The sequence below is a fragment of the Agromyces sp. P1_H4 genome, assembly GCF_056405255.1.
Window position 1 is genome coordinate 1 of sequence record NZ_JBFUCL010000029.1, and the last position, 18,430, is coordinate 18,430.

Consider the following 18,430-nt stretch of genomic DNA (forward strand, 5'->3'; position numbering starts at 1 on the left):
GTCGCGGGTGCTGCGGGTGCGCTCCACGAGCTGCTTCGCCTCGAGCGCGTCGACGAGGGCCACGACGCGGCTCGGGGCGACGCCGAGCCGGGTGGCGAGCGCCTGCTGGCTGAGGCCCGGGTCGACGGCGATGAGGCGGAGGAGGCCGAGGTCGCTCGGTTGCAGGCCGAGCTCGGCGACGCGTTCGGCGAAGCGTGCGGCGGCGTAGGCGCCGAGTTGCGAGAGCAGGAACCCGACGCGTTCGGCCGGCGGGCGGAAGCCCGTGGGGGGTGCGTCGGCGTCCATGTCCTCGACTCTAACAGTTGCGGTGTAATCATTCTGTGCTATGAATGATTACATGAACGTAACGAATGAGCGGATGCCGCGGGAGGCGGCCGACCTCGACGGCCGGGTCGCCCTCGTCACCGGCGCCTCCGGCTCCATCGGGGCGGAGGTCGCCCGCCGCCTCGCCGCCCGAGGCGCCGCGGTCGTGGTGCACGGACGCGACGCGGAGCGGCTCGAGGCCGTGGCCTCGGTCATCCGCGCCGACGGCGGCGCGGTGGTCGTCCACGTGGGCGACGTCCGCGACGAGCACCACCTCGACGAGGTGGTCGCCGCGGCGGCCCGGGAGTTCGGTCCCGTCTCCATCGCGGTCACGCTCGCCGGCGGCGACGGCGCCCCCGTGGCATCCGACGCCCTCACCGCCGACCGCTGGCGCGAGGTCGTCGACACCGACCTCACCTCGACGTTCCTCACGATCCACGCGGTGCTGCCGGGCATGCTCGCCCTCGGCGACGGGCGCATCGTCACGGTGGCCTCGAGCGCCGGCCGTCGCGCGTCGCGCGCCAACGCCGCCTACGCCGCCGCCAAGGCCGGCGTCGTGATGCTCACGCAGCACCTCGCGCTCGAGTTCGCGCCACGCGGCATCCGCGTCAACTGCGTCGCCCCGTCGATGGTCGAGACCGACAAGCTGCGCAGCCGGATGCCGCGGCCCCAGCTCGAGGCCATCGCCGCGCACGTGCCGCTCGGCCGGATCGGCCGGCCCGTGGATGTCGCGGACGCCATCCTGCACCTCGCTTCGGACGAGTCGTCGTGGACGACCGGAATCACCCTCGACCTCACGGGAGGAATGACGCTATGACCGCCATCGACCCGCGGAGCGCCGCCACCGCGCCGCGCCGCATCCAGCCCGGCCCGCCCCTGCCGCCGCTCGCCATCGCGGTGGTCGCGCTCTTCATGGCCTCCCTCGTGCTGCCCGCGCTGCTCGCCGGCGGCGTCACCTACCCGTCGCCGTTCGGCGACGGCGACGCGATCGTGTCCTACTTCCGCGACCACCAGGCGGCCGTGCTCGTCACCGCGCTGCTGCAGTTCGGGGCCGCGGTGCCGCTCGCGATCTTCGCCGCCACCGCGTCGACTCGCGCCAGGCAGCTCGGGGTGACGGCGCCGGGCCCGATGATCGGCTTCGCCGGCGGACTCGTCGCGTCGGTGGCGATGACGATCTCCGCCTGCATGACCTGGGCGCTCTCGCGCCCCGAGGTCCTCGCGAGCCCGGACCTCGTGCGCCTCGTGCACGACCTCGCGTTCATCTTCGGCGGCCCCGGGTTCGTCGTGCCGTTCGGCCTGCTCATCGCCGGCCTCGCGGTGCCCGGCCTCCTCGCCGGCCTGCTGCCGCGCTGGTTCGCCTGGGCGGGCCTCGTGCTCGCCGGCCTCGCGATGCTCGCGACGCTCACCGTGGCGCTGCCGTGGCTCACGCCGCTGCTGCCCATCGTGCGGTTCCCGTCGCTGGCGTGGTTCGTGGCCTGCGCGTTCCTCCTTCCGCGGACCCGGGCGAGCGTCCGGCAGCGACGGAGCGGCCGATGAGCGCCGGCCCGCTCGTCACGAAGCTCGTGCGCTTCGAGCGCCCCGAGCGCTCCCTCCCGTATGCGTGGAACCTCGACGACGCCACGCGTGCGGCGATCCTCGGCACCGACGCCGAGGGCTATGCCGCGGCGCTCGCCGACCTCGAGCGGCAGCGCACCGAGGCCGTTGCCGCCCTCGCGGCCCGGCCGGTGGTGCAGCGGGCGCTCGATCGGATGCCGTTCGCCGCGGGAGAGCGACTGCTCGCGATYGGCGAGAGCACCACGGCCGACCGGCTCTCGTGGTTCGAGGTGCTCGCCGCGCTGTTCGCCGCCGAGCGCCCCGAACTCGGCGTGCGCTTCGACAACGCGGCGGTGTCGGGAGCGACCACCACCGAGACGCTCGGTCGCCTGCTCGCGCTGCGGCGGCATCCTGCCGACCGCGTGTTCTGCATGCTCGGCGCCAACGACGCCCGGCGGTTCGGTGCCGACGGGCCGCGCCTCGTGAGCGCCGAGGAGACGACGCGCAACCTGCGGGTGCTGCGGACGGATGCCGCGTTCGCCGGCGCCGCCTGGACCTGGGTGGTGCCGACCGCCGTCGACGAGGCGGCGGTGGCGGCGTTCCCCTACTTCGGCGGCGCGGGGCTGGCCTGGACGAACCGGGACGTGCGCGAGACCGCCGCGGCGATCGGGGGCCTCGCGGCATCGGGCGACCTCGTCGTCGACCCGGCGGAGGCGCCCGACGGCATCGCCCTCGGCGACGACGGCGTGCACCCCGACCCGGCCGGCCAGCTCGCGCTCGCCGAGCTCGTGCTGCTGCGGCTCGCAGGGGCCGACCTGCCGTCGTAGCCGCCGGCCCCGGCCACCCGGTGCAGCGCCCGGGCACGCGCGCTGCCCTCACAGCAGCGCCCCCAGCCCGATACGGGACAATGTCACGCGTGATCCTCTCCGAGCAGCATCCCCTGTCCGCCGGCCTCACTGGCGACTCGCGCCTGGTGCGCGCCTACCGAGGGGAGCGCAGCGACACGACGCCGGTGTGGTTCATGCGCCAGGCGGGGCGCTCGCTCCCCGAGTACCGCGACCTGCGCGTGGGCACCCGCATGCTCGACGCCTGCCTCGACCCCGCCATGGCGAGCGAGATCACCCTGCAGCCCGTGCGCCGCCACCGGGTCGACGCGGGCATCTTCTTCAGCGACATCGTGGTGCCGTTGAAGCTCGTCGGCGTCGACGTCGAGATCCAGCCGGGCCGGGGTCCCGTCTTCGGCCGCGGGTATGCGGATGCCGCGGGCGTGGCCGAGCTGACGGCGGTCGACCCCGCGGGCCTCGACGCGGCATCCGGCCCCATCACCGAGGCCGTGCAGCGCACGATCGCCGAGCTGAACGTGACCGACAACGGCTCGGGCACTGCGACCCCGCTCATCGGCTTCGCCGGCGCGCCGTTCACGCTGGCCGCCTACCTGGCCGAGGGCGGTCCCTCGAAGGACCACCTCGCCGCCCGCACCCTCATGCACGCCGACCCGGGCGCCTGGCGGGGGCTCATGGAGTGGACGGCCGAGCTCACCGGCCGGTTCCTGCGCACGCAGGTGCTGGCCGGGGCATCCGCCGCGCAGCTGTTCGACTCGTGGGCCGGCGCCCTCTCGCTCACCGACTACGAGACGCACGTGGCGCCCGCGTCGGCGACGGCGCTCGCCCACGTGCACGACCTCTCCTACGAGGTGACGGATGCCGCGGGGAAGACCTCGACCCGCGCCGTGCCCRTCGTRCACTTCGGCGTGGGCACGGGGGAGCTGCTCGGCGCTATGCACAGCATCGGGGTCGACACCGTCGGCGTGGACTACCGCGTGCCGCTCGACGTGGCGTCGGAACGCATCGGCGCCGACGTGCCGCTGCAGGGCAACCTCGATCCGGCCCTGCTCGCCGCGCCGTGGCCGGTGCTCGAGGCCGCCGTGCGCGACGTGCTCGCCCGGGGCACCGTCGCGCCCGCGCACGTCTTCAACCTCGGCCACGGCGTGCCCCCCGAGACCGACCCCACCGTGCTCACGCGCGTGGTCGAGCTCGTGCACGAGGCGGGCGCATGACCGACAGCACGTCCGAAGCTGATGCGCCGGTCGCCCAGCGGCGCACGGCCGACGTCGTCGTCGTGGGTGCGGGCGTGGGCGGCCTCGTCGCCGCGCTGGAGTGCGCCAAGGTCGGCCTGCGGGTCACGGTCCTCGAGCGGCGCGCGACGATCGGCGGCTGCGTCGGCCGCATCGAGCTCGACGGGCTGTCGCTCGACAGCGGAGCCGAGTCGTTCGCGACGCGCGGCGGAACGGTCGCCGAGCTCGTGGCGCAGCTGGGCCTCGCCGACGACGTCGTGACGCCGAACCCCGCCGGCGCCTGGCTCGTGATGCCCGGCGCAACGGGCGGCGTCGACGCCGCGCCGATGCCCCGCACCGGCGTGCTCGGGATTCCCGCGAACCCGCTCGGCGACGACGTGCGCCGCATCATCGGCTGGCGTGGGGCGATCCGCGCCTACCGCGACCGGGTCACCCCGATCCTGAAGATCGGACGCGCGCACAGCCTCGGCAAGCTCGTGCGACAGCGCATGGGCGACGCCGTGGCCGACCGGCTCGTCACGCCGATCTCCGCGGGCGTCTACTCGGCCAACCCCGACGACCTCGACCTCGACGTCGTGGCGCCGGGTTTGAACGAGGCGATGACGCGCGCCGGCTCGCTGTCGGGGGGCGTCGGGCAGCTCCTCGAGGCGCGCAAGGCCGGCACCGCCGTGCTCGGGCTCCGCGGCGGCATGCACCGGCTGGTCGACGCGCTCGCGGCGCAGCTCGACCGGTTCGGCGTCGAGGTGGTCACGGGCGCCGAGGTCACGGGCCTCGAGCGCCGTGTCGTCGACGGTGCAGCGGATGCCACGGCGGCGCCGGGCTGGCGCGWGCAGGCGCTGGTGGCGTCCGCCGCAGGCACCGCATCCCCGGTCGCCGAGGGCGGCACCTCCGACGACGCGGCGCCCGCCGCGCTGCAGGTCGACGCCCCCTACGTCATCCTCGCCTCGCCGGCCGACGCCTCGCGCCGCCTGCTCGAGGCCGCGTCGCTCGGCTGGGCGGATGCCTCGGACTGGCCGGCCGCGGCATCCGTCGAGCTCGTGACGCTCGTGCTCGATGCCGCCGCGCTCGCCGCAGCGCCCCGCGGCACCGGCGTGCTCGTCGCGGTCGGCACGCCCGGCGTCACCGCGAAGGCCCTCACGCACTCGACGGCGAAGTGGCCATGGCTGGCCGAGGCGGCGGGCGCACGGCAGGTCGCGCGGCTCTCGTACGGCCGCGCGGGCGAGCCGAACCCGCTCGACGGGCGCACCGACGCCGAGGTCGAGGCACTCGCCCTCGCCGATGCGAGCGCGTTGCTGGGCGTACCCCTCGATGCGTCAATGCTGCGCGCGTCGGGTCGCAGCGCCTGGCGCGACGCGCTGTCGCAGGCGACCATCGGCCAACGCGACCGGATCCGTGCGCTCGAGGAGGTGCTCGCGGCCGAGCCCGGCATCGAGGCGACCGGCTCGTGGGTCGCGGGCACCGGGCTGGCATCCGTCATCCCGCACGCGCAGGAGGCCGCACGACGCATCCGTCACCTGGCGATCACGCCGGGCGAGGTTGCATAGCCGGAGCGGAATACTTTTGCCGCAACCCCCTTGCGCCCCATTGCACGGGGTCTACGCTGGAAACGTCGTGGTGGCGATCCACAAGGAGATGGGGTGCACATGAAGGGCAAGATCCTCTTCGTCGTCGGAGTCGGCGTCGGATACGTGCTCGGCTCGCGTGCCGGCCGTGAGCGCTACGAGCAGATCCGCGCGGCGGCCGAGAAGGTGTGGAACCAGCCGTCGGTGCAGCAGGGCGTGGGCACGGTGAAGGACTTCGCGTCCGCCCGGGTCGGCGACCTGGGCGACACCGTGCTCGACGGGGTGAAGAACCTCATCGGCAGTGCCACCAAGGGCTCGGGCGCGACGAAGTCCGACGTGAACCGTGCCGCGCGCGACGCGAAGGCGAACATCTCCAAGGCCGCCGATGCCGCGAAGTCGGCGGTCGACAACGCCGCCGGCAAGCTCGACGACGCGGTCGACGATGCCGCCGACGTGGCGTCGCAATCGGCGTCGAAGCCAGCCGCGCGCACCAAGCCCGTCTCGGGCTCGGCGTCCGCATCCTGACCGCGGAGGCGAACATGGTCGCACCGTCGAACGACGAACGCTCGCTGTTCACGCTGGTCGGAGAGCTTCCCGACCGCGTCTCCGACCTCATCAAGGCCGAGATCGACCAGATCAAGGCCGAGATCAGCTACAAGATCAAGCACTTCGGCATCGGCTCGGGGCTCGTCGCGGGCGCCGCGGTGGTGGCCGTGTTCCTGCTCTTCACGCTCATCACCGCCGCCATCTTCGCGCTGGCGCTGGTGATGCCGGCGTGGGCGGCGGCGCTGACCGTCTCGGGCATCCTGATCGTCATCATCGCGATCCTCGTCTGGATCGCGATGATCAACTTCAAGCGCGGCAGCGAGCCGCTCGAATCGATCGAGAGCCTCCGCAAGGACCTCGACGTGGTGAAGGGAACGGGCGAGTATGACCGCGACTGACGCCGGACGGCAGCTCAGCAAGCGCGACGCCAAGACGCATCAGCGCAACCTGACCAGGCTCGAGGCCAAGGCGAACTCCGAACGGGCACGCCGCCAGTTCGCGGGCACCCTCGACGCCCTCGAAGACAAGCTCAACGTCCCGAAGCAGGTGCAGCGCAAGACGGCCGAGGCCAGGGTGCGCTGGCGCCGCTTCGCGAACGAGCAGCCGGGGGCCGCCGTCGCCGCAGCAGCCGGGGTCGCGGTGGGCGTCGGGCTCGTCGTGTGGCTCGTGGTGCGCGCCGCCGTCGACGGCAAGTAGCCGCACCGGCGGGAGGCCGCGATGACTCCGCTCGACTCCGGGGGGCCGTCGCCGACCGCCGTCGACCGCGTCGCCGATGCCGTGCGCGCCGAGATCCTCACCGGCGCGCTCCCCGCCGACGCGCCGCTGCGCGAGGAGGCGGCATCCGAACGGTACGGGGTCTCCCGACACACGGTGCGCGCCGCGTTCCAGCGGCTCGTCGCCGAGCGGCTCGCGGTCGCCGTGCCCTACCGCGGGGTCCGCGTCACGAGCTTCGACCGAGCGACGATCATCGCCCTGCAGCAGCTGCGCGCGGCGCTCGAGGTCGAGGCTGTGCGCATCGCGGGGGAGCGGTTCGGCGAGGCGTGGCCGGATGCCGCGATCGCACCCGCGCGCGAGGCGCTCGAGCAGCTCGCGGCATCCGTCGACTGGCTCGAGGCCGAGCGGGTGCACGCCGAGTTCCATCACGCGCTCGTGGCGGCATCCGGCAGCAGCCGCATCGTCGAGGCGCACGCCGCCCTGGGCGGCGAGCTGCTGCTGTTCCTGCTGCACGTGCGGCCGCACTACACGCTCGAGTCGCTCGTCGCCGAGCACGGGGCACTGCTGGACGACGTGCAGTCGCGCGGGCCCGACGCGATCCGCGAGCACCTCGCGCACTCGACCCGCCTGCTCGTGGGGGAGTGAGCGGGCGCGTGGGCGTCCACGGGCCACGCAACGAAGGGAGTCGACGATGACGACGGATGACCAGCACGACGCCGGGACCGCCTTCGCGGAGCATGTGGTCGACACGACCATCGCCACGTTCGAGCTGCTGAGCATCTACGTGGGCGACCGGCTCGGCTGGTATCACGCGCTCGCCGATGCGGGTCCGCTCGATGCGCCGACGCTCGCCGAGCGCACCGGCACCCACGAACGCTACGCCCGGGAGTGGCTCGAACAGCAGGCGGTGTACGGCATCCTCGCCGTCGAAGACGTGGACGCTGCGGCATCCGCTCGCCGTTTCACGTTGCCGGCCGGACACGCCGAGGCGCTCACGAATCCCGACTCCCTCGACTACGTCGCGCCGCTCGGGCGGTTCGCGGCGGCGATCGGCGCGCAGCTCGCACCACTGCTCGAGGCGTACCGCGCCGGAGGCGGCGTGGCGTGGGCCGACCTGGGCGAGGACGCGCGCGATGCCCAGGGCGACCTCAATCGCCCGTGGTTCCTGCAGCGGCTCGGTGACGCGCTCGCGGGCGTGGCGCCGCTGCACGAGGTGCTCTCCCGGCCCGGCGCGCGCGTCGCCGACGTCGGCAGCGGACACGGCTGGTCGTCGATCGCCCTCGCCCGGGCCTACCCGAGCGCTCGCATCGAGGGCTTCGACGTCGATGCGGCATCGGTCGTCGCAGCGCGGCGCCACGCCGAGGAAGCCGGCGTCGCGGAGCGCGTGCGCTTCCACCACGTCGCCGCGGAGGGGCTCGCCCAGGACGCCGCGTTCGATGCCGCGTTCGTCTTCGAGGCGCTGCACGACATGCCGTTCCCCGTCGACGTGCTGGCCGCGATCCGGCGGGCGGTGAAGCCCGACGGGGAGGTCGTGATCATGGATGAGGCGGTCGCACCCGCGTTCGCGCCCGATGGTGACGGCGCGGAGCGGATGATGTACGGCTACAGCATCTTCGTGTGCCTGCCCGACAGCCTCTCCGCACCGGGCTCGGTCGGCACGGGAACCGTGATGCGGCAGGCGACGCTCGAGCAGTACGCGCGGAAGGCCGGCTTCTCGGGCATCGAGGAGCTGCCCATCGACGGCTTCGCCTCGTTCCGCTTCACGCGCCTCGTCCGCTGACGACGTCAGCGGGCCCGGCGGTCGCGACCGCCATGACGCTTTTGGCCGATGACGCGGAAAGGGGGAGACTGGAGGCATGTCTTCCCCCGCTGCCGAAGCGGCAGCCGACGCGCTCCACACTGAATCCGACGCCGAGCAGTCTCCCGAGGGCTACACGGTGTTCGCCGTGTTCCGAAAGGACCCGGCGCGACCCGACGACCTCGACGGGCACGACGTGCCCCGTTTCGTGCGCGAACTCGACGACATGATCGGCCTCGTCGAGGACGAATCCGTCACCGTGCGTGGGATATACGACGTGTCGGGCCTGCGCGCCGACGCCGACGTGATGCTCTGGCTGCACGGCCCGACCGCCGAGGGGCTGCAGTGGGCGCTCCGCGAGCTGCGGCGCGCGCGACTGTTCCGCGCACTGCTTCCGACGTGGAACGCGATGGGCGTGCATCGCGACGCCGAGTTCAACAAGTCGCACGTGCCCGGGTTCCTGCGCGGCATCGAGCCCAAGGCCTGGCTCACCGTCTACCCCTTCGTGCGCAGCTACGACTGGTACCTGCTCGCACCCGAGGAGCGCGGGCGCATGCTCGCCGAGCACGGCCGCAAGGGCGCCGCGTTCCGCGGGGTCATCGCCAACACCGTCTCGTCGTTCGCGCTCGGCGACTACGAGTGGCTGCTGCCCCTCGAGTCCGACGAGCTCACCGACCTCGTCGACCTCATGCGCGACCTGCGCGCCACCGACGCCCGACGCCACGTGCGCGAAGAGGTCCCCTTCTACACGGGCCGCCGCATCTCGACCGCCGAGCTCGTCGAGGTGGTGCAGTAGTGGCCGCCCTGAACCTCGGCTCGTCGGGCGCGACGGATGCTCCGGGCGCTCCGGGCGCGACCGGTGCTCCTGGTGCGACGGATGCCCCGGCCACCGCGCATCGCGGACACAAGCCCGCGCCCGCGGCATCCGCCCCCTGCGCCGCCGGCGCCATCGTCCCTGGCGCGACGCCCGCGGCCCAGCAGGGCCCGGCGCACGTCGAGGAGCCGGTCGCGTACGACGCGATCCTGCTCGCCGGGTTCGGCGGCCCGGAGGGCCAGGACGACGTGATCCCCTTCCTCCGCAACGTGACGAGCGGCCGCGGCATCCCCGACGAGCGCCTCGAGGAGGTCGCCCACCACTACCGCCACTTCGGCGGGATCAGCCCGATCAACGAGCAGAACCGCCGACTGAAGGCCGCCCTCGAGGCCGAGCTCGCGAGCCGTGGCATCGACCTGCCCGTGCTCTGGGGCAACCGCAACTGGGACCCCTACCTCAACGACGCGCTCGACGAGGCGAAGGCCGCCGGCCACACGAAGCTGCTCGCGATCGCGACGAGCGCCTACAGCTCCTACTCGAGCTGCCGGCAGTACCGCGAGGACTTCGCCGACGCGCTCGCCGACACGGGCCTCGGCGAGGGCGACCACGCCATCCAGATCGACAAGGTGCGCCAGTTCTTCGACCACCCGGGCTTCGTGCAGCCGTTCATCGAGGGCGTGCGCGACGGGATCGGGCAGCTCGAGGCATCCGTGCCCGGGCTCGACCGCACCACTCAAATCGAGGTGCTGTTCGCGACCCACTCCATCCCCTCGACGGATGCCGCGAAGTCGGGCCCGGCCGAGCGCGGGTTCGGTGAGGGTGGCGCGTACGCCGCCCAGCACCGCGCGGTCGCCGAGGTCGTCATGCGGGAGGCGGGCGCGGCCGACGTGCCGTGGCAGCTGGTGTACCAGTCGCGCTCGGGGCCGCCCTCGATGCCGTGGCTCGAGCCCGATGTCAACGACGCGATCGGGGAACTGCCCGCTGCCGGCCGCAAGGCCGTCGTCATCGTGCCGCTCGGCTTCGTCAGCGACCACATGGAAGTGATGTGGGACCTCGACAACGAAGCGCTCGAGACCGCCGAGGAGCACGGCCTCGCCGCCGTGCGGGTGCCGACGCCGGGCACCCATCCCGCGTACGTCGCCGGCCTGGTCGACCTCGTGCTCGAGCGCGTGAACGGCACGCCCGCATCCGAGCGGCCCGCCGTGACGTCGCTGGGCCCGTGGTACGACGTGTGCCGCCCCGGATGCTGCGAGAACGTGCGCCTCGGGTTCCGCCCGGCACTGGCGGGGATCGCGCCATGAGCGGGTCCACGGCCTCCACTGCCCGTTCCGGCGCCGGCGCGGCCGGCTCAGGCGGCGTCATCCGCGTCGGCACCCGCGCGAGCGCGCTCGCCATGGCGCAGACCACGCAGATCGCCGAGCGCCTCGCCAAGGCCGCGAAGGCCGAGATCGAGCTCGTGCCCGTGACGACCGAGGGCGACACGTCGCGCGCCTCGCTCGCGTCCCTGGGCGGCACCGGCGTCTTCGCCGCCGCCCTGCGTGAGGCCCTCCTGCGCGGCGAGTGCGACCTCGTCGTGCACTCGCTGAAGGACCTGCCGACCTCCGAGCACGAGGGGCTGCGCCTGGGCGCCGTGCCCAAGCGCGCCGACGCCCGCGACGCGCTCTGCGCCCGCGACGGCCTCACGCTCGCGACCCTCCCCGAGGGCGCGCGCGTCGGCACCGGCTCGCCTCGCCGCATCGCCCAGCTGCGCGCCGCCCGCCCCGACGTCATCGCCGTCGACCTCCGCGGCAACGTCGACACGCGGCTCGGCAAGGTCGCCTCGGGCGAGCTCGACGCGGTGCTGCTGGCCGCCGCCGGCCTCGGCCGCCTCGGGCGGGCGGATGCCGCGACCGACCTGCTTCCGCTCGACGAGTGGCCCACGGCCGCCGGGCAGGGCGCGCTCGCGATCGAGGTGCGTCGCGAGCGCGGCGACCGTGCGCTGGAGCGCGCGCTCGAGGCCGTCGACCACGGCGTCACCCGCTCCACGGTGCTCGCCGAGCGGCTCGTGCTCGCCGGACTCGAGGCGGGCTGCGCAGCACCGGTCGGCGTCACGGCCTTCATCGACGACGAACTTCTGTTCCTCACGGCGAGCGTGTACAGTGCCGACGGGACGCAGCGGTTGACGAGCTCGCACGCCGCGACCCCCGAGAGCCGCTCGGCTGCCGACCTGGCGGATGCGGCTCGTGACGTCGCCGACCGCGTCGTCACGGAACTCCTCGGCAACGGTGCCGCCGATCTTGCACCTCGTGAGGAGTCGCAGTGAGCGAATTCGAATCGTTGACCGGTGCGATCGGCCTGCCCTTCCACGGCAAGCCGCTCGCCGGATGGCGCGTGCTCGTGCCCCGCGGCGGACCCTGGGGCGACGGCGTGGCCGCCGCGCTGCGTGCCCGTGGCGCGTCGCCCATCGTCGCGCCGATGATCAACTTCGCGCCCACCGACGACCAGCCGGCCCTCGAGGCAGCACTTGCCAAGCTGGCGTCGGGCGGATTCGACTGGCTCACGGTCACGAGCGCGACCACGGTCGACGTGCTCTCGTCGTACAACGCGGTGATCCCCGAGACGACGAAGGTCGCAGCGGTCGGCGAGACCACCGCTGCCGCCCTCGTCGCCGCCGGGTACCACGCCGACATCGTCCCGTCGGAGGACAACTCCGCGCGCGGCCTGCTCGAGGAGTGGGAGGCCGCGACCGAGGGGCAGAAGGGCCTGCGCGTCCTCGCCCTGCGTTCCGCGATCGCCAAGCAGGTGTTGTCGATCGGCCTCGCCCGCGCGGGCCACCACGTCGAGGCCGTCGTCGCCTACCGCACGGTGGGCGTGCCGGTCGCGCCCAAGGTCGCCGACGACGTTCGATCGGGTCGGGTCAACGCCGTGCTCGTGACCTCGGGCAGCGTCGCCGAACAGGTGCAGGAGCAGCTCGGCCCCATCCCCGAGACCACGCTCGTCGCCGCCATCGGCCCGCAGACCAAGACGGATGCCGCGCAGATCGGCCTCCGCGTCGACGTCGTCGCACGCGAGCGCACGGCCGAGTCGCTCATCGACGCGGTCGTCGAGGCGGCCACCGCCCACGCCTGACGCCTGACCCGGCGGGCGCATCCGACGGGACCGCGGCAGACGCGCGCGCCCGCGCGGCGGCATCCGCAATTCAGGTGATCGGCGGCTGCTCAGGCCGGAATCGCCGGCGCGCGCCTGAAACCCGCCCGATCGCCTGAATCGTGCGCCCCCGCGCAGTGGGGAGGTGAGCGGCGCCTGACGCCTGACCCGGCGGGCGCCCAGCCGGCGCGACGTAGGCTGGACGGGTGAGTTCCACGCCCGTTCCCCGCGTCCGCCCACGTCGTCTGCGAGAGGCCCCGGCCATGCGCCGCCTCGTCTCCGAGACGCGCCTGCACCCCGCCGACCTCGTGCTGCCGCTGTTCGTGCGCGAGGGCATCACCGCCCCGCTGCCGATCGCGTCGATGCCGGGCGTCGTGCAGCACTCGCTCGAGTCCCTGCCGCAGGCGGTGTCGGATGCCGCGGCCGCGGGCCTCGGCGGCGTGATGCTGTTCGGCGTGCCCGAGGTGCGCGACGCGCGCGGGTCGGGGGCCACCGACCCCGACGGGATCCTGAACGTGGCCACGCGCGTCGCCGTCGAGGCATCCGCCGGCCGTCTCGTGGTGCAGACCGACCTCTGCCTCGACGAGTTCACCGACCACGGGCACTGCGGCGTGCTCGACGACCGCGGACGCGTCGACAACGACGCGACGCTCGAGCGCTACACCGCGATGGCGCTCGAGCAGGCCCGCGCCGGCTCGCAGCTGCTGGGCCTGAGCGGCATGATGGACGGCCAGGTCGCCGCCGTGCGCGAGGCGCTCGACGAGGCCGGGCACGCCGATGCGGCCATCCTCGCCTACTCGGCGAAGTACGCGAGCGCGTTCTACGGGCCGTTCCGCGACGCAGTCGAGTCGACCCTCGAGGGCGACCGCCGCTCGTACCAGCTCGACCCGGGCAACCGGCGCGAGGGCCTCCGTGAGGCGATGATCGACATCGACGAGGGCGCCGACATCGTCATGGTCAAGCCCGCCGGCAGTTACCTCGACGTGCTCGCCGACGTCGCCGCGGCATCCGAGGTGCCCGTGTGGGCCTACCAGGTGTCGGGCGAGTACGCGATGATCGAGGCCGCCGCCGCGCACGGCTGGATCGACCGCAAGCGCGCCGTGATCGAGTCGGTGCGCGCCATCCACCGTGCCGGCGCCGACGCCGTGCTCACCTACTGGGCCGTCGAGCTCGCCGACTGGATCCGCGACGGAGACCTCGCATGAACACCGCTGCCGACACGACCGCTGCCGACACCACCAACGCCGAGCTCTTCGCCCGGGCGCAGGCCGCCATCCCCGGCGGCGTGAACTCGCCGGTGCGCGCGTTCCGCTCGGTGGGCGGCACGCCGCGCTTCCTCGTGAGCGCCCGCGGCGCGTACGTCACCGACGTCGAGGGTCGTGAGTACGTCGACCTCGTCGCCGGGTGGGGTCCCGCGATCCTCGGGCACGCCGATCCGCGGGTGATCGAGGCGGTGACGGATGCCGCGAGCCGCGGTCTCTCGTTCGGCTCGTCGACGCCCGCCGAGACCGAGCTGGCCGAGCTCGTCGAGGCCCGCGTCGCGCCGGTCRAGCAGCTGCGCCTCGTGTCGACCGGCACCGAGGCGACGATGAGCGCGATCCGCCTCGCGCGCGGGTTCACCGGACGCGACGTGCTCGTGAAGTTCTCGGGCCACTACCACGGCCACTCCGACGGCCTGCTCGCCGAGGCGGGCTCGGGCCTCGCGACCTTCGCGCTGCCCGGCTCGGCCGGCGTGCCCGCCGACATCGCCGCGCTCACCCTCGTGCTGCCCTACAACGACCTCGACGCGGTTCGCGCGGCGTTCGCCGAGCACGGCGATCGCATCGCCGCGGTCATCGTCGAGGCGGCCGCCGCGAACATGGGCGTCGTCCCTCCGCTGCCCGGCTTCAACCGCGCGCTCGTGGACCTCGCGCACGCCAACGGCTCGCTGGTCATCAGCGACGAGGTGCTCACCGGCTTCCGGGTGTCGGAGGCCGGCTGGTGGGGCGTCGAGCGAGGCGGCGAGGGCGAGTACACGCCCGACCTCCTCACGTTCGGCAAGGTCATCGGCGGCGGCATGCCCGTCGCCGCGCTCGGCGGTCGCGCCGACGTGATGCAGTACCTCGCGCCCGTCGGGCCGGTGTACCAGGCTGGCACCCTCTCGGGAAACCCCGTCGCGGTCGCCGCCGGCGTCGCCACGCTCCGGGCCGCGGATGCCGCGGTGTACTCGCGTCTCGACGCCGCCGCCGAGACGATCAGCGCAGCCGTGTCCGACGCGCTGGGCGCCGAGGGCGTGGCGCACGGGGTCCAGCGGGCCGGCAACCTGTTCAGCTTCGTGTTCGGCGAGGACGTGGCATCCGGCGTGCACGACTATGCCGGCGTGAAGCGGCAGGAGACGTGGCGGTACCCGGCGTTCTTCCACGCGATGCTCGATGCGGGCGTCTCGCTGCCGCCCTCCGTGTTCGAGGCGTGGTTCGTGACGGCCGCCCACGACGACGAGGCCATCGGGCGGATCGTCGACGCGCTGCCCGCGGCCGCCCGCGCCGCGGCATCCGCTCGCCCGGCCTGAGGCCGCTGCTCGCTGCTGGAGCCCACCGGCGGCGGGACGGATGGCGCGACACGCCTGACGCGGCGAAACCGTTATTCCATTGTGGGGTCGCGACGCGACGGCTGTCGCCGGCCTCGGGCAGGATGGAACCATGGCCAACCTTCGCGTGCATCCCGATCGGATCGAGGTTCACCTCACCCCGGCCGAGAAGGCGCTCGCGCTGCGTGCCGACGACATCGTGGTGCAGCGCGACGACATCCGCTCGGCGACCGTCACCGACGACCCGTGGGTGTGGATCCGTGGCATCCGCAAGCGGGGCAGCGAGGTGCCGCTCGTCGTGGCGGTCGGCGTGTGGAAGTACCACGGCGGCACCGACTTCGTCATCGTGAAGGGCAAGCGACAGGCCGTGGTGCTCGAGCTGGCCGACGGCGAGTTCACCCGCCTCATCCTGAGCACCAACCACTCGGCCACGCTCATCGACCGGCTGAAGCTCAACGAGCCGCCGTCGGTGGCCGACGGGCAGCCCGCCGAGTAGGGCGCTTCGACGCCGAGGCGCGTCGACGGCGAATCGGTGCGCGAGGCCTCCGATGCGCGGCGGTTCTGCGTTGCCGTTCGACCGTTTCCGGGTCAATGCCCCGAACGGGGGGAAGACTGCGCTCACCGCGAGGCGTAGAACTGTCTTCACCCGAGAAACATGAGGCGATCTCGAAACTGAGATCGTCGCGCGTTTTCACCCAGACCTCCCCTGGTCTGCGAACAAGCCCGATAGCACGCCGATGCGCATCCCCTTGCGTCCCGGCGTGGCGTATTACGACTCTCGTCCCCAAGGGTCTTCCCGTGTCCCACCCTGCCTGGCTCTCGACGTCGTCGGCCCTTCCGTGGCCACCGTCATCGGATCGCCCGTCTCCGCCCCTCAGGGCGGCGGGCAGGTCGCGGCGTGCGCCATCCCACGGACACGCGACAGGCTCATCCATCCGGCCATCAGGCCGCCCAGACGTCGGGGCGGGGGAGCGGATATCAGCCCAGTTGTCCGCCTCCCCCGTCACGACACCACCCGGCGCGCGTGCGGGGCACGGCAGCGCAGTCGCACCGAGCAGGTGGGTCGCACCGCGACCAAGGAGTCGGCGTGAGGGTGCGGTTCCCCGCTCCGACTGACGCGCGCCCCGCCGTCACCGTGGTGATCCCGTGCTACCGGCAGGGGCAGTACCTGGATGCCGCCGTCGGCGCAGTGCTCGCGCAGGACGACGTCGACCCACGCGTCGTCATCGTCGACGACGCCTCGCCGGACGGTTCGCTTGCCGCGGGTCGACGGCTGGCCGTCGACGAGCGCGTGCAGGTCATCGCGCACGACGGGCGCGCCGGCCGCATCGCGTCGTGCAACGACGGCCTCGCGGCCGTGACGACGGAGTTCGTCGCCGTCGTGTCCGCCGACGACCTCGTCGCCCCCGGAGCCCTCGGACGAGCGGCACGGCTCATGCTCGCTGAGCCCACCGTCGGGATGGTGTACGGCAGGCCGCTCGAACTCGACGACGGATCGGATGCCGCCGGTGTCGGCGCCGGCACTCGTCGGGTCACCTGGACCGTGTGGCACGGCCACGAATGGATCCGGCTCGCCTGCTGGCGCGGTCGGAGCTTCATCCTCTTGCCCGAGGTCGTCGCGCGCATGGAGGCGGTGCGCCAGGTCGGGCCCTACGACGCACGCCTGCCCCACTCCGACGAGCTCGAGTTCCCGCTCCGCATGGCGGCCCGCTGGGACGTCGCGCGGGTGAACGGACCGCCGCAGGCGATGCACCGTGTGCACGCCGACGACACGAAGGACAGCGCATTCGACGGGATGGCGGAGCAGCTTCGCGAGCGGGCGGCGGCGTTCCGCACGATCGGGGCGCCCGGCACGCGCGAGGCGGTCCCGGGGTACGACCTCCTGCTCAGCCGGGCCGAACGGGCGGTCGCGCGGGAGGCATTGCTGCTGGCGCAACGCGAGCTCGACGGCGGCGGTGACGCGGACGTCGCATCCGACCTCTATCGCGTGGCCGGCGAGGTGCGCCGCTCGTCGCTGCGGCGACGTCGGGGCCGGGCCGTCGTGCGCGGCCTCCGTCGTGCGTACGCAGGAGGTTCGCCGCGACTGGCGCAGCGGTGCATCGAGGCCTGCCGCCGCCAGCTGGACCGGCTTCGATGGTCGTTCTGGAGACACGTGGGGATCTCGTGACCGACGAGCAGGAGGTGGTCGGATGACCGTGCCGTTCACGGATCTCGCCGCGCAGCAGCACGAGGTGGACGACGAGGTGCTGCCCAGGCTGCGTGCCGCCTTGGCGTCGGGAATGTTCGTCGGGGGACCCGAGGTCGATGCGTTCGAGCGCGAGTACGCGGCCTACACCGGCGCCCGGCACTGCGTCGGCATGGGCAGCGGTACGGACGCCCTCGAGGCGGCCCTTCGCGCCGTCGGCGTCGGCCAGGGCGTCGAGGTCATCCTCCCCGCCAATACGTTCATCGCCACGGCTGAGGCCGTCATCCGCGCCGGCGGCATCCCGGTCCTCGTCGACGTCGACGCGACCTCGCTGCTCATCGATCCCGACGCGGTCGAGGCGGCGTCGAGCACGGCGACGCGGGTCATCGTCGCCGTGCACCTCCACGGCCAGGCCGCGCCGGTCGAGAACCTGGTGCCCATCGCGCGCCGCATCGGCGCGGTGCTGGTGGAGGACGCCGCCCAGTCGCACGGCGCGAGGCGGCACGGCGAGGTGTCGGGCAGCCTCGGGCGCATCGCGGCGACCAGCTTCGCCCCCGGCACCAACCTCGGCGCCGCGGGCGACGGCGGCGCGGTCACGACCGACGACCCCTCGCTCGCGCGGGCAGTGCGCATGATCGGCTCGCACGGCAGCGAGGACGGCGACGAGCATGAACTGCTGGGCTTCACCTCCCGGCTCGACGCGGTGCAGGCCATCGTGCTCTCGGCGAAGCTCAAGCGCCTGGAGGACTGGAACGCCCGGCGACGCGCCGTGGCGTCGGTCTATTCGGCGCTCCTCCACGACATCGACGAGGTGGTCCTCCCGCAGGTCGCGAAGGGCAACGAGCACGTCTGGCACCACTACGTGGTCAGGGTCGCGAACCGGGAGCACGTGGCCGCGCAGCTCGCCGCCGCCGGCGTCGCCACCGGCATCCACTATCCGGTCCCGCTGCACCGTTCTCGTGCCCTGGGCGACCAGCGGATCCGCCGGACCGACTGCCCGGTGGCGGATGCCGCGGCGGACGAGCTCCTCAGCCTGCCGATCTTCCCGCACATGACGGCCAGGCAGGTCGTGCGGGTGACCCGTGCGATGCGCGAGGCGTTCGGCCTCAGGCCCGAGGGCGACCCGTTCGTGCGTGAGCGCGAGATCGACGTGACGGGGGCGTGGCCCGCCGCGTGACCCCGGTCGCCTGAGCTGGCGCTTGGTGACAC

Annotated in this window: 20 protein-coding genes; 19 read left to right on the plus strand and 1 reads right to left on the minus strand. The window is 73.5% G+C overall.

Annotated elements, in window-relative coordinates; all coding sequences use genetic code 11:
- Window positions 1-285 (minus strand): MarR family winged helix-turn-helix transcriptional regulator (locus AC1DY2_RS03605; RefSeq protein ID WP_476761159.1); only part of this gene is annotated, 285 nt, incomplete at its 3' end.
- Between the two features lie 52 nt (window positions 286-337).
- On the opposite strand from AC1DY2_RS03605, the gene AC1DY2_RS03610 reads away from it, so the two are divergent.
- The 19 genes from AC1DY2_RS03610 (at window position 338) to AC1DY2_RS03700 (ending at window position 18,398) form a co-directional block, all read left to right on the plus strand.
- Entirely contained in the window at window positions 338-1,120 is a 783-nt protein-coding gene (locus AC1DY2_RS03610) for an SDR family NAD(P)-dependent oxidoreductase (RefSeq protein WP_476761160.1), read from the plus strand.
- A complete protein-coding gene (locus tag AC1DY2_RS03615) occupies window positions 1,117-1,839 on the plus strand; it encodes a hypothetical protein (RefSeq protein ID WP_476761161.1) in 723 nt (240 codons plus the stop codon). Before AC1DY2_RS03610 ends, AC1DY2_RS03615 begins: the two co-directional genes overlap by 4 nt.
- Window positions 1,836-2,663 carry a GDSL-type esterase/lipase family protein gene (locus tag AC1DY2_RS03620; protein WP_476761162.1) on the plus strand — a complete coding sequence of 276 codons (828 nt, stop codon included), beginning with the start codon at window positions 1,836-1,838 and terminating at the stop codon, window positions 2,661-2,663. The genes AC1DY2_RS03615 and AC1DY2_RS03620 overlap by 4 nt, the downstream gene beginning before the upstream one ends.
- Before the next feature lie 80 nt (window positions 2,664-2,743).
- Window positions 2,744-3,892, plus strand: coding sequence for a uroporphyrinogen decarboxylase (gene hemE / locus AC1DY2_RS03625; RefSeq protein WP_476761163.1), 1,149 nt, complete (start codon window positions 2,744-2,746; stop codon window positions 3,890-3,892).
- Window positions 3,889-5,454, plus strand: coding sequence for a protoporphyrinogen/coproporphyrinogen oxidase (locus AC1DY2_RS03630; protein ID WP_476761164.1), 1,566 nt, complete (start codon window positions 3,889-3,891; stop codon window positions 5,452-5,454). Before hemE ends, AC1DY2_RS03630 begins: the two co-directional genes overlap by 4 nt.
- A 99-nt stretch (window positions 5,455-5,553) precedes the next feature.
- Window positions 5,554-5,997, plus strand: a complete 444-nt coding sequence (locus AC1DY2_RS03635) for a hypothetical protein (protein ID WP_476761165.1) — start codon at window positions 5,554-5,556, stop codon at window positions 5,995-5,997.
- Between the two features lie 14 nt (window positions 5,998-6,011).
- Entirely contained in the window at window positions 6,012-6,416 is a 405-nt protein-coding gene (locus tag AC1DY2_RS03640; protein WP_309975368.1) for a phage holin family protein, read from the plus strand.
- Window positions 6,403-6,714 carry a DUF3618 domain-containing protein gene (locus AC1DY2_RS03645; protein WP_476761166.1) on the plus strand — a complete coding sequence of 104 codons (312 nt, stop codon included), beginning with the start codon at window positions 6,403-6,405 and terminating at the stop codon, window positions 6,712-6,714. Before AC1DY2_RS03640 ends, AC1DY2_RS03645 begins: the two co-directional genes overlap by 14 nt.
- Before the next feature lie 21 nt (window positions 6,715-6,735).
- A complete protein-coding gene (locus AC1DY2_RS03650; protein WP_476761167.1) occupies window positions 6,736-7,377 on the plus strand; it encodes a GntR family transcriptional regulator in 642 nt (213 codons plus the stop codon).
- A 46-nt stretch (window positions 7,378-7,423) separates the two neighbouring features.
- Entirely contained in the window at window positions 7,424-8,512 is a 1,089-nt protein-coding gene (locus AC1DY2_RS03655) for a class I SAM-dependent methyltransferase (RefSeq protein WP_476761168.1), read from the plus strand.
- A gap of 76 nt (window positions 8,513-8,588) precedes the next feature.
- Window positions 8,589-9,326 carry a hydrogen peroxide-dependent heme synthase gene (hemQ, locus tag AC1DY2_RS03660; RefSeq protein WP_309975359.1) on the plus strand — a complete coding sequence of 246 codons (738 nt, stop codon included), beginning with the start codon at window positions 8,589-8,591 and terminating at the stop codon, window positions 9,324-9,326.
- Window positions 9,327-9,478: 152 nt separating this feature from the next.
- Window positions 9,479-10,645, plus strand: coding sequence for a ferrochelatase (locus tag AC1DY2_RS03665; RefSeq protein ID WP_476761176.1), 1,167 nt, complete (start codon window positions 9,479-9,481; stop codon window positions 10,643-10,645).
- Window positions 10,642-11,646: a hydroxymethylbilane synthase gene (gene hemC / locus AC1DY2_RS03670; protein WP_476761169.1), complete on the plus strand. Its 1,005-nt coding sequence runs from the start codon at window positions 10,642-10,644 to the stop codon at window positions 11,644-11,646. The genes AC1DY2_RS03665 and hemC overlap by 4 nt, the downstream gene beginning before the upstream one ends.
- Window positions 11,643-12,452, plus strand: coding sequence for a uroporphyrinogen-III synthase (locus AC1DY2_RS03675; RefSeq protein ID WP_476761170.1), 810 nt, complete (start codon window positions 11,643-11,645; stop codon window positions 12,450-12,452). Before hemC ends, AC1DY2_RS03675 begins: the two co-directional genes overlap by 4 nt.
- A 224-nt stretch (window positions 12,453-12,676) precedes the next feature.
- Window positions 12,677-13,675, plus strand: coding sequence for a porphobilinogen synthase (hemB, locus tag AC1DY2_RS03680; protein WP_476761171.1), 999 nt, complete (start codon window positions 12,677-12,679; stop codon window positions 13,673-13,675).
- A complete protein-coding gene (hemL, locus tag AC1DY2_RS03685; RefSeq protein WP_476761172.1) occupies window positions 13,672-15,018 on the plus strand; it encodes a glutamate-1-semialdehyde 2,1-aminomutase in 1,347 nt (448 codons plus the stop codon). Before hemB ends, hemL begins: the two co-directional genes overlap by 4 nt.
- Window positions 15,019-15,148: 130 nt before the next feature.
- Window positions 15,149-15,532 carry a hypothetical protein gene (locus tag AC1DY2_RS03690; protein WP_476761173.1) on the plus strand — a complete coding sequence of 128 codons (384 nt, stop codon included), beginning with the start codon at window positions 15,149-15,151 and terminating at the stop codon, window positions 15,530-15,532.
- A gap of 591 nt (window positions 15,533-16,123) precedes the next feature.
- Complete coding sequence (locus tag AC1DY2_RS03695; RefSeq protein WP_476761174.1) at window positions 16,124-17,203, plus strand: glycosyltransferase family 2 protein; 1,080 nt, start codon at window positions 16,124-16,126, stop codon at window positions 17,201-17,203.
- 22 nt (window positions 17,204-17,225) lie between these two features.
- A complete protein-coding gene (locus AC1DY2_RS03700; RefSeq protein WP_476761175.1) occupies window positions 17,226-18,398 on the plus strand; it encodes a DegT/DnrJ/EryC1/StrS family aminotransferase in 1,173 nt (390 codons plus the stop codon).
- Window positions 18,399-18,430: the final 32 nt, after the last annotated feature.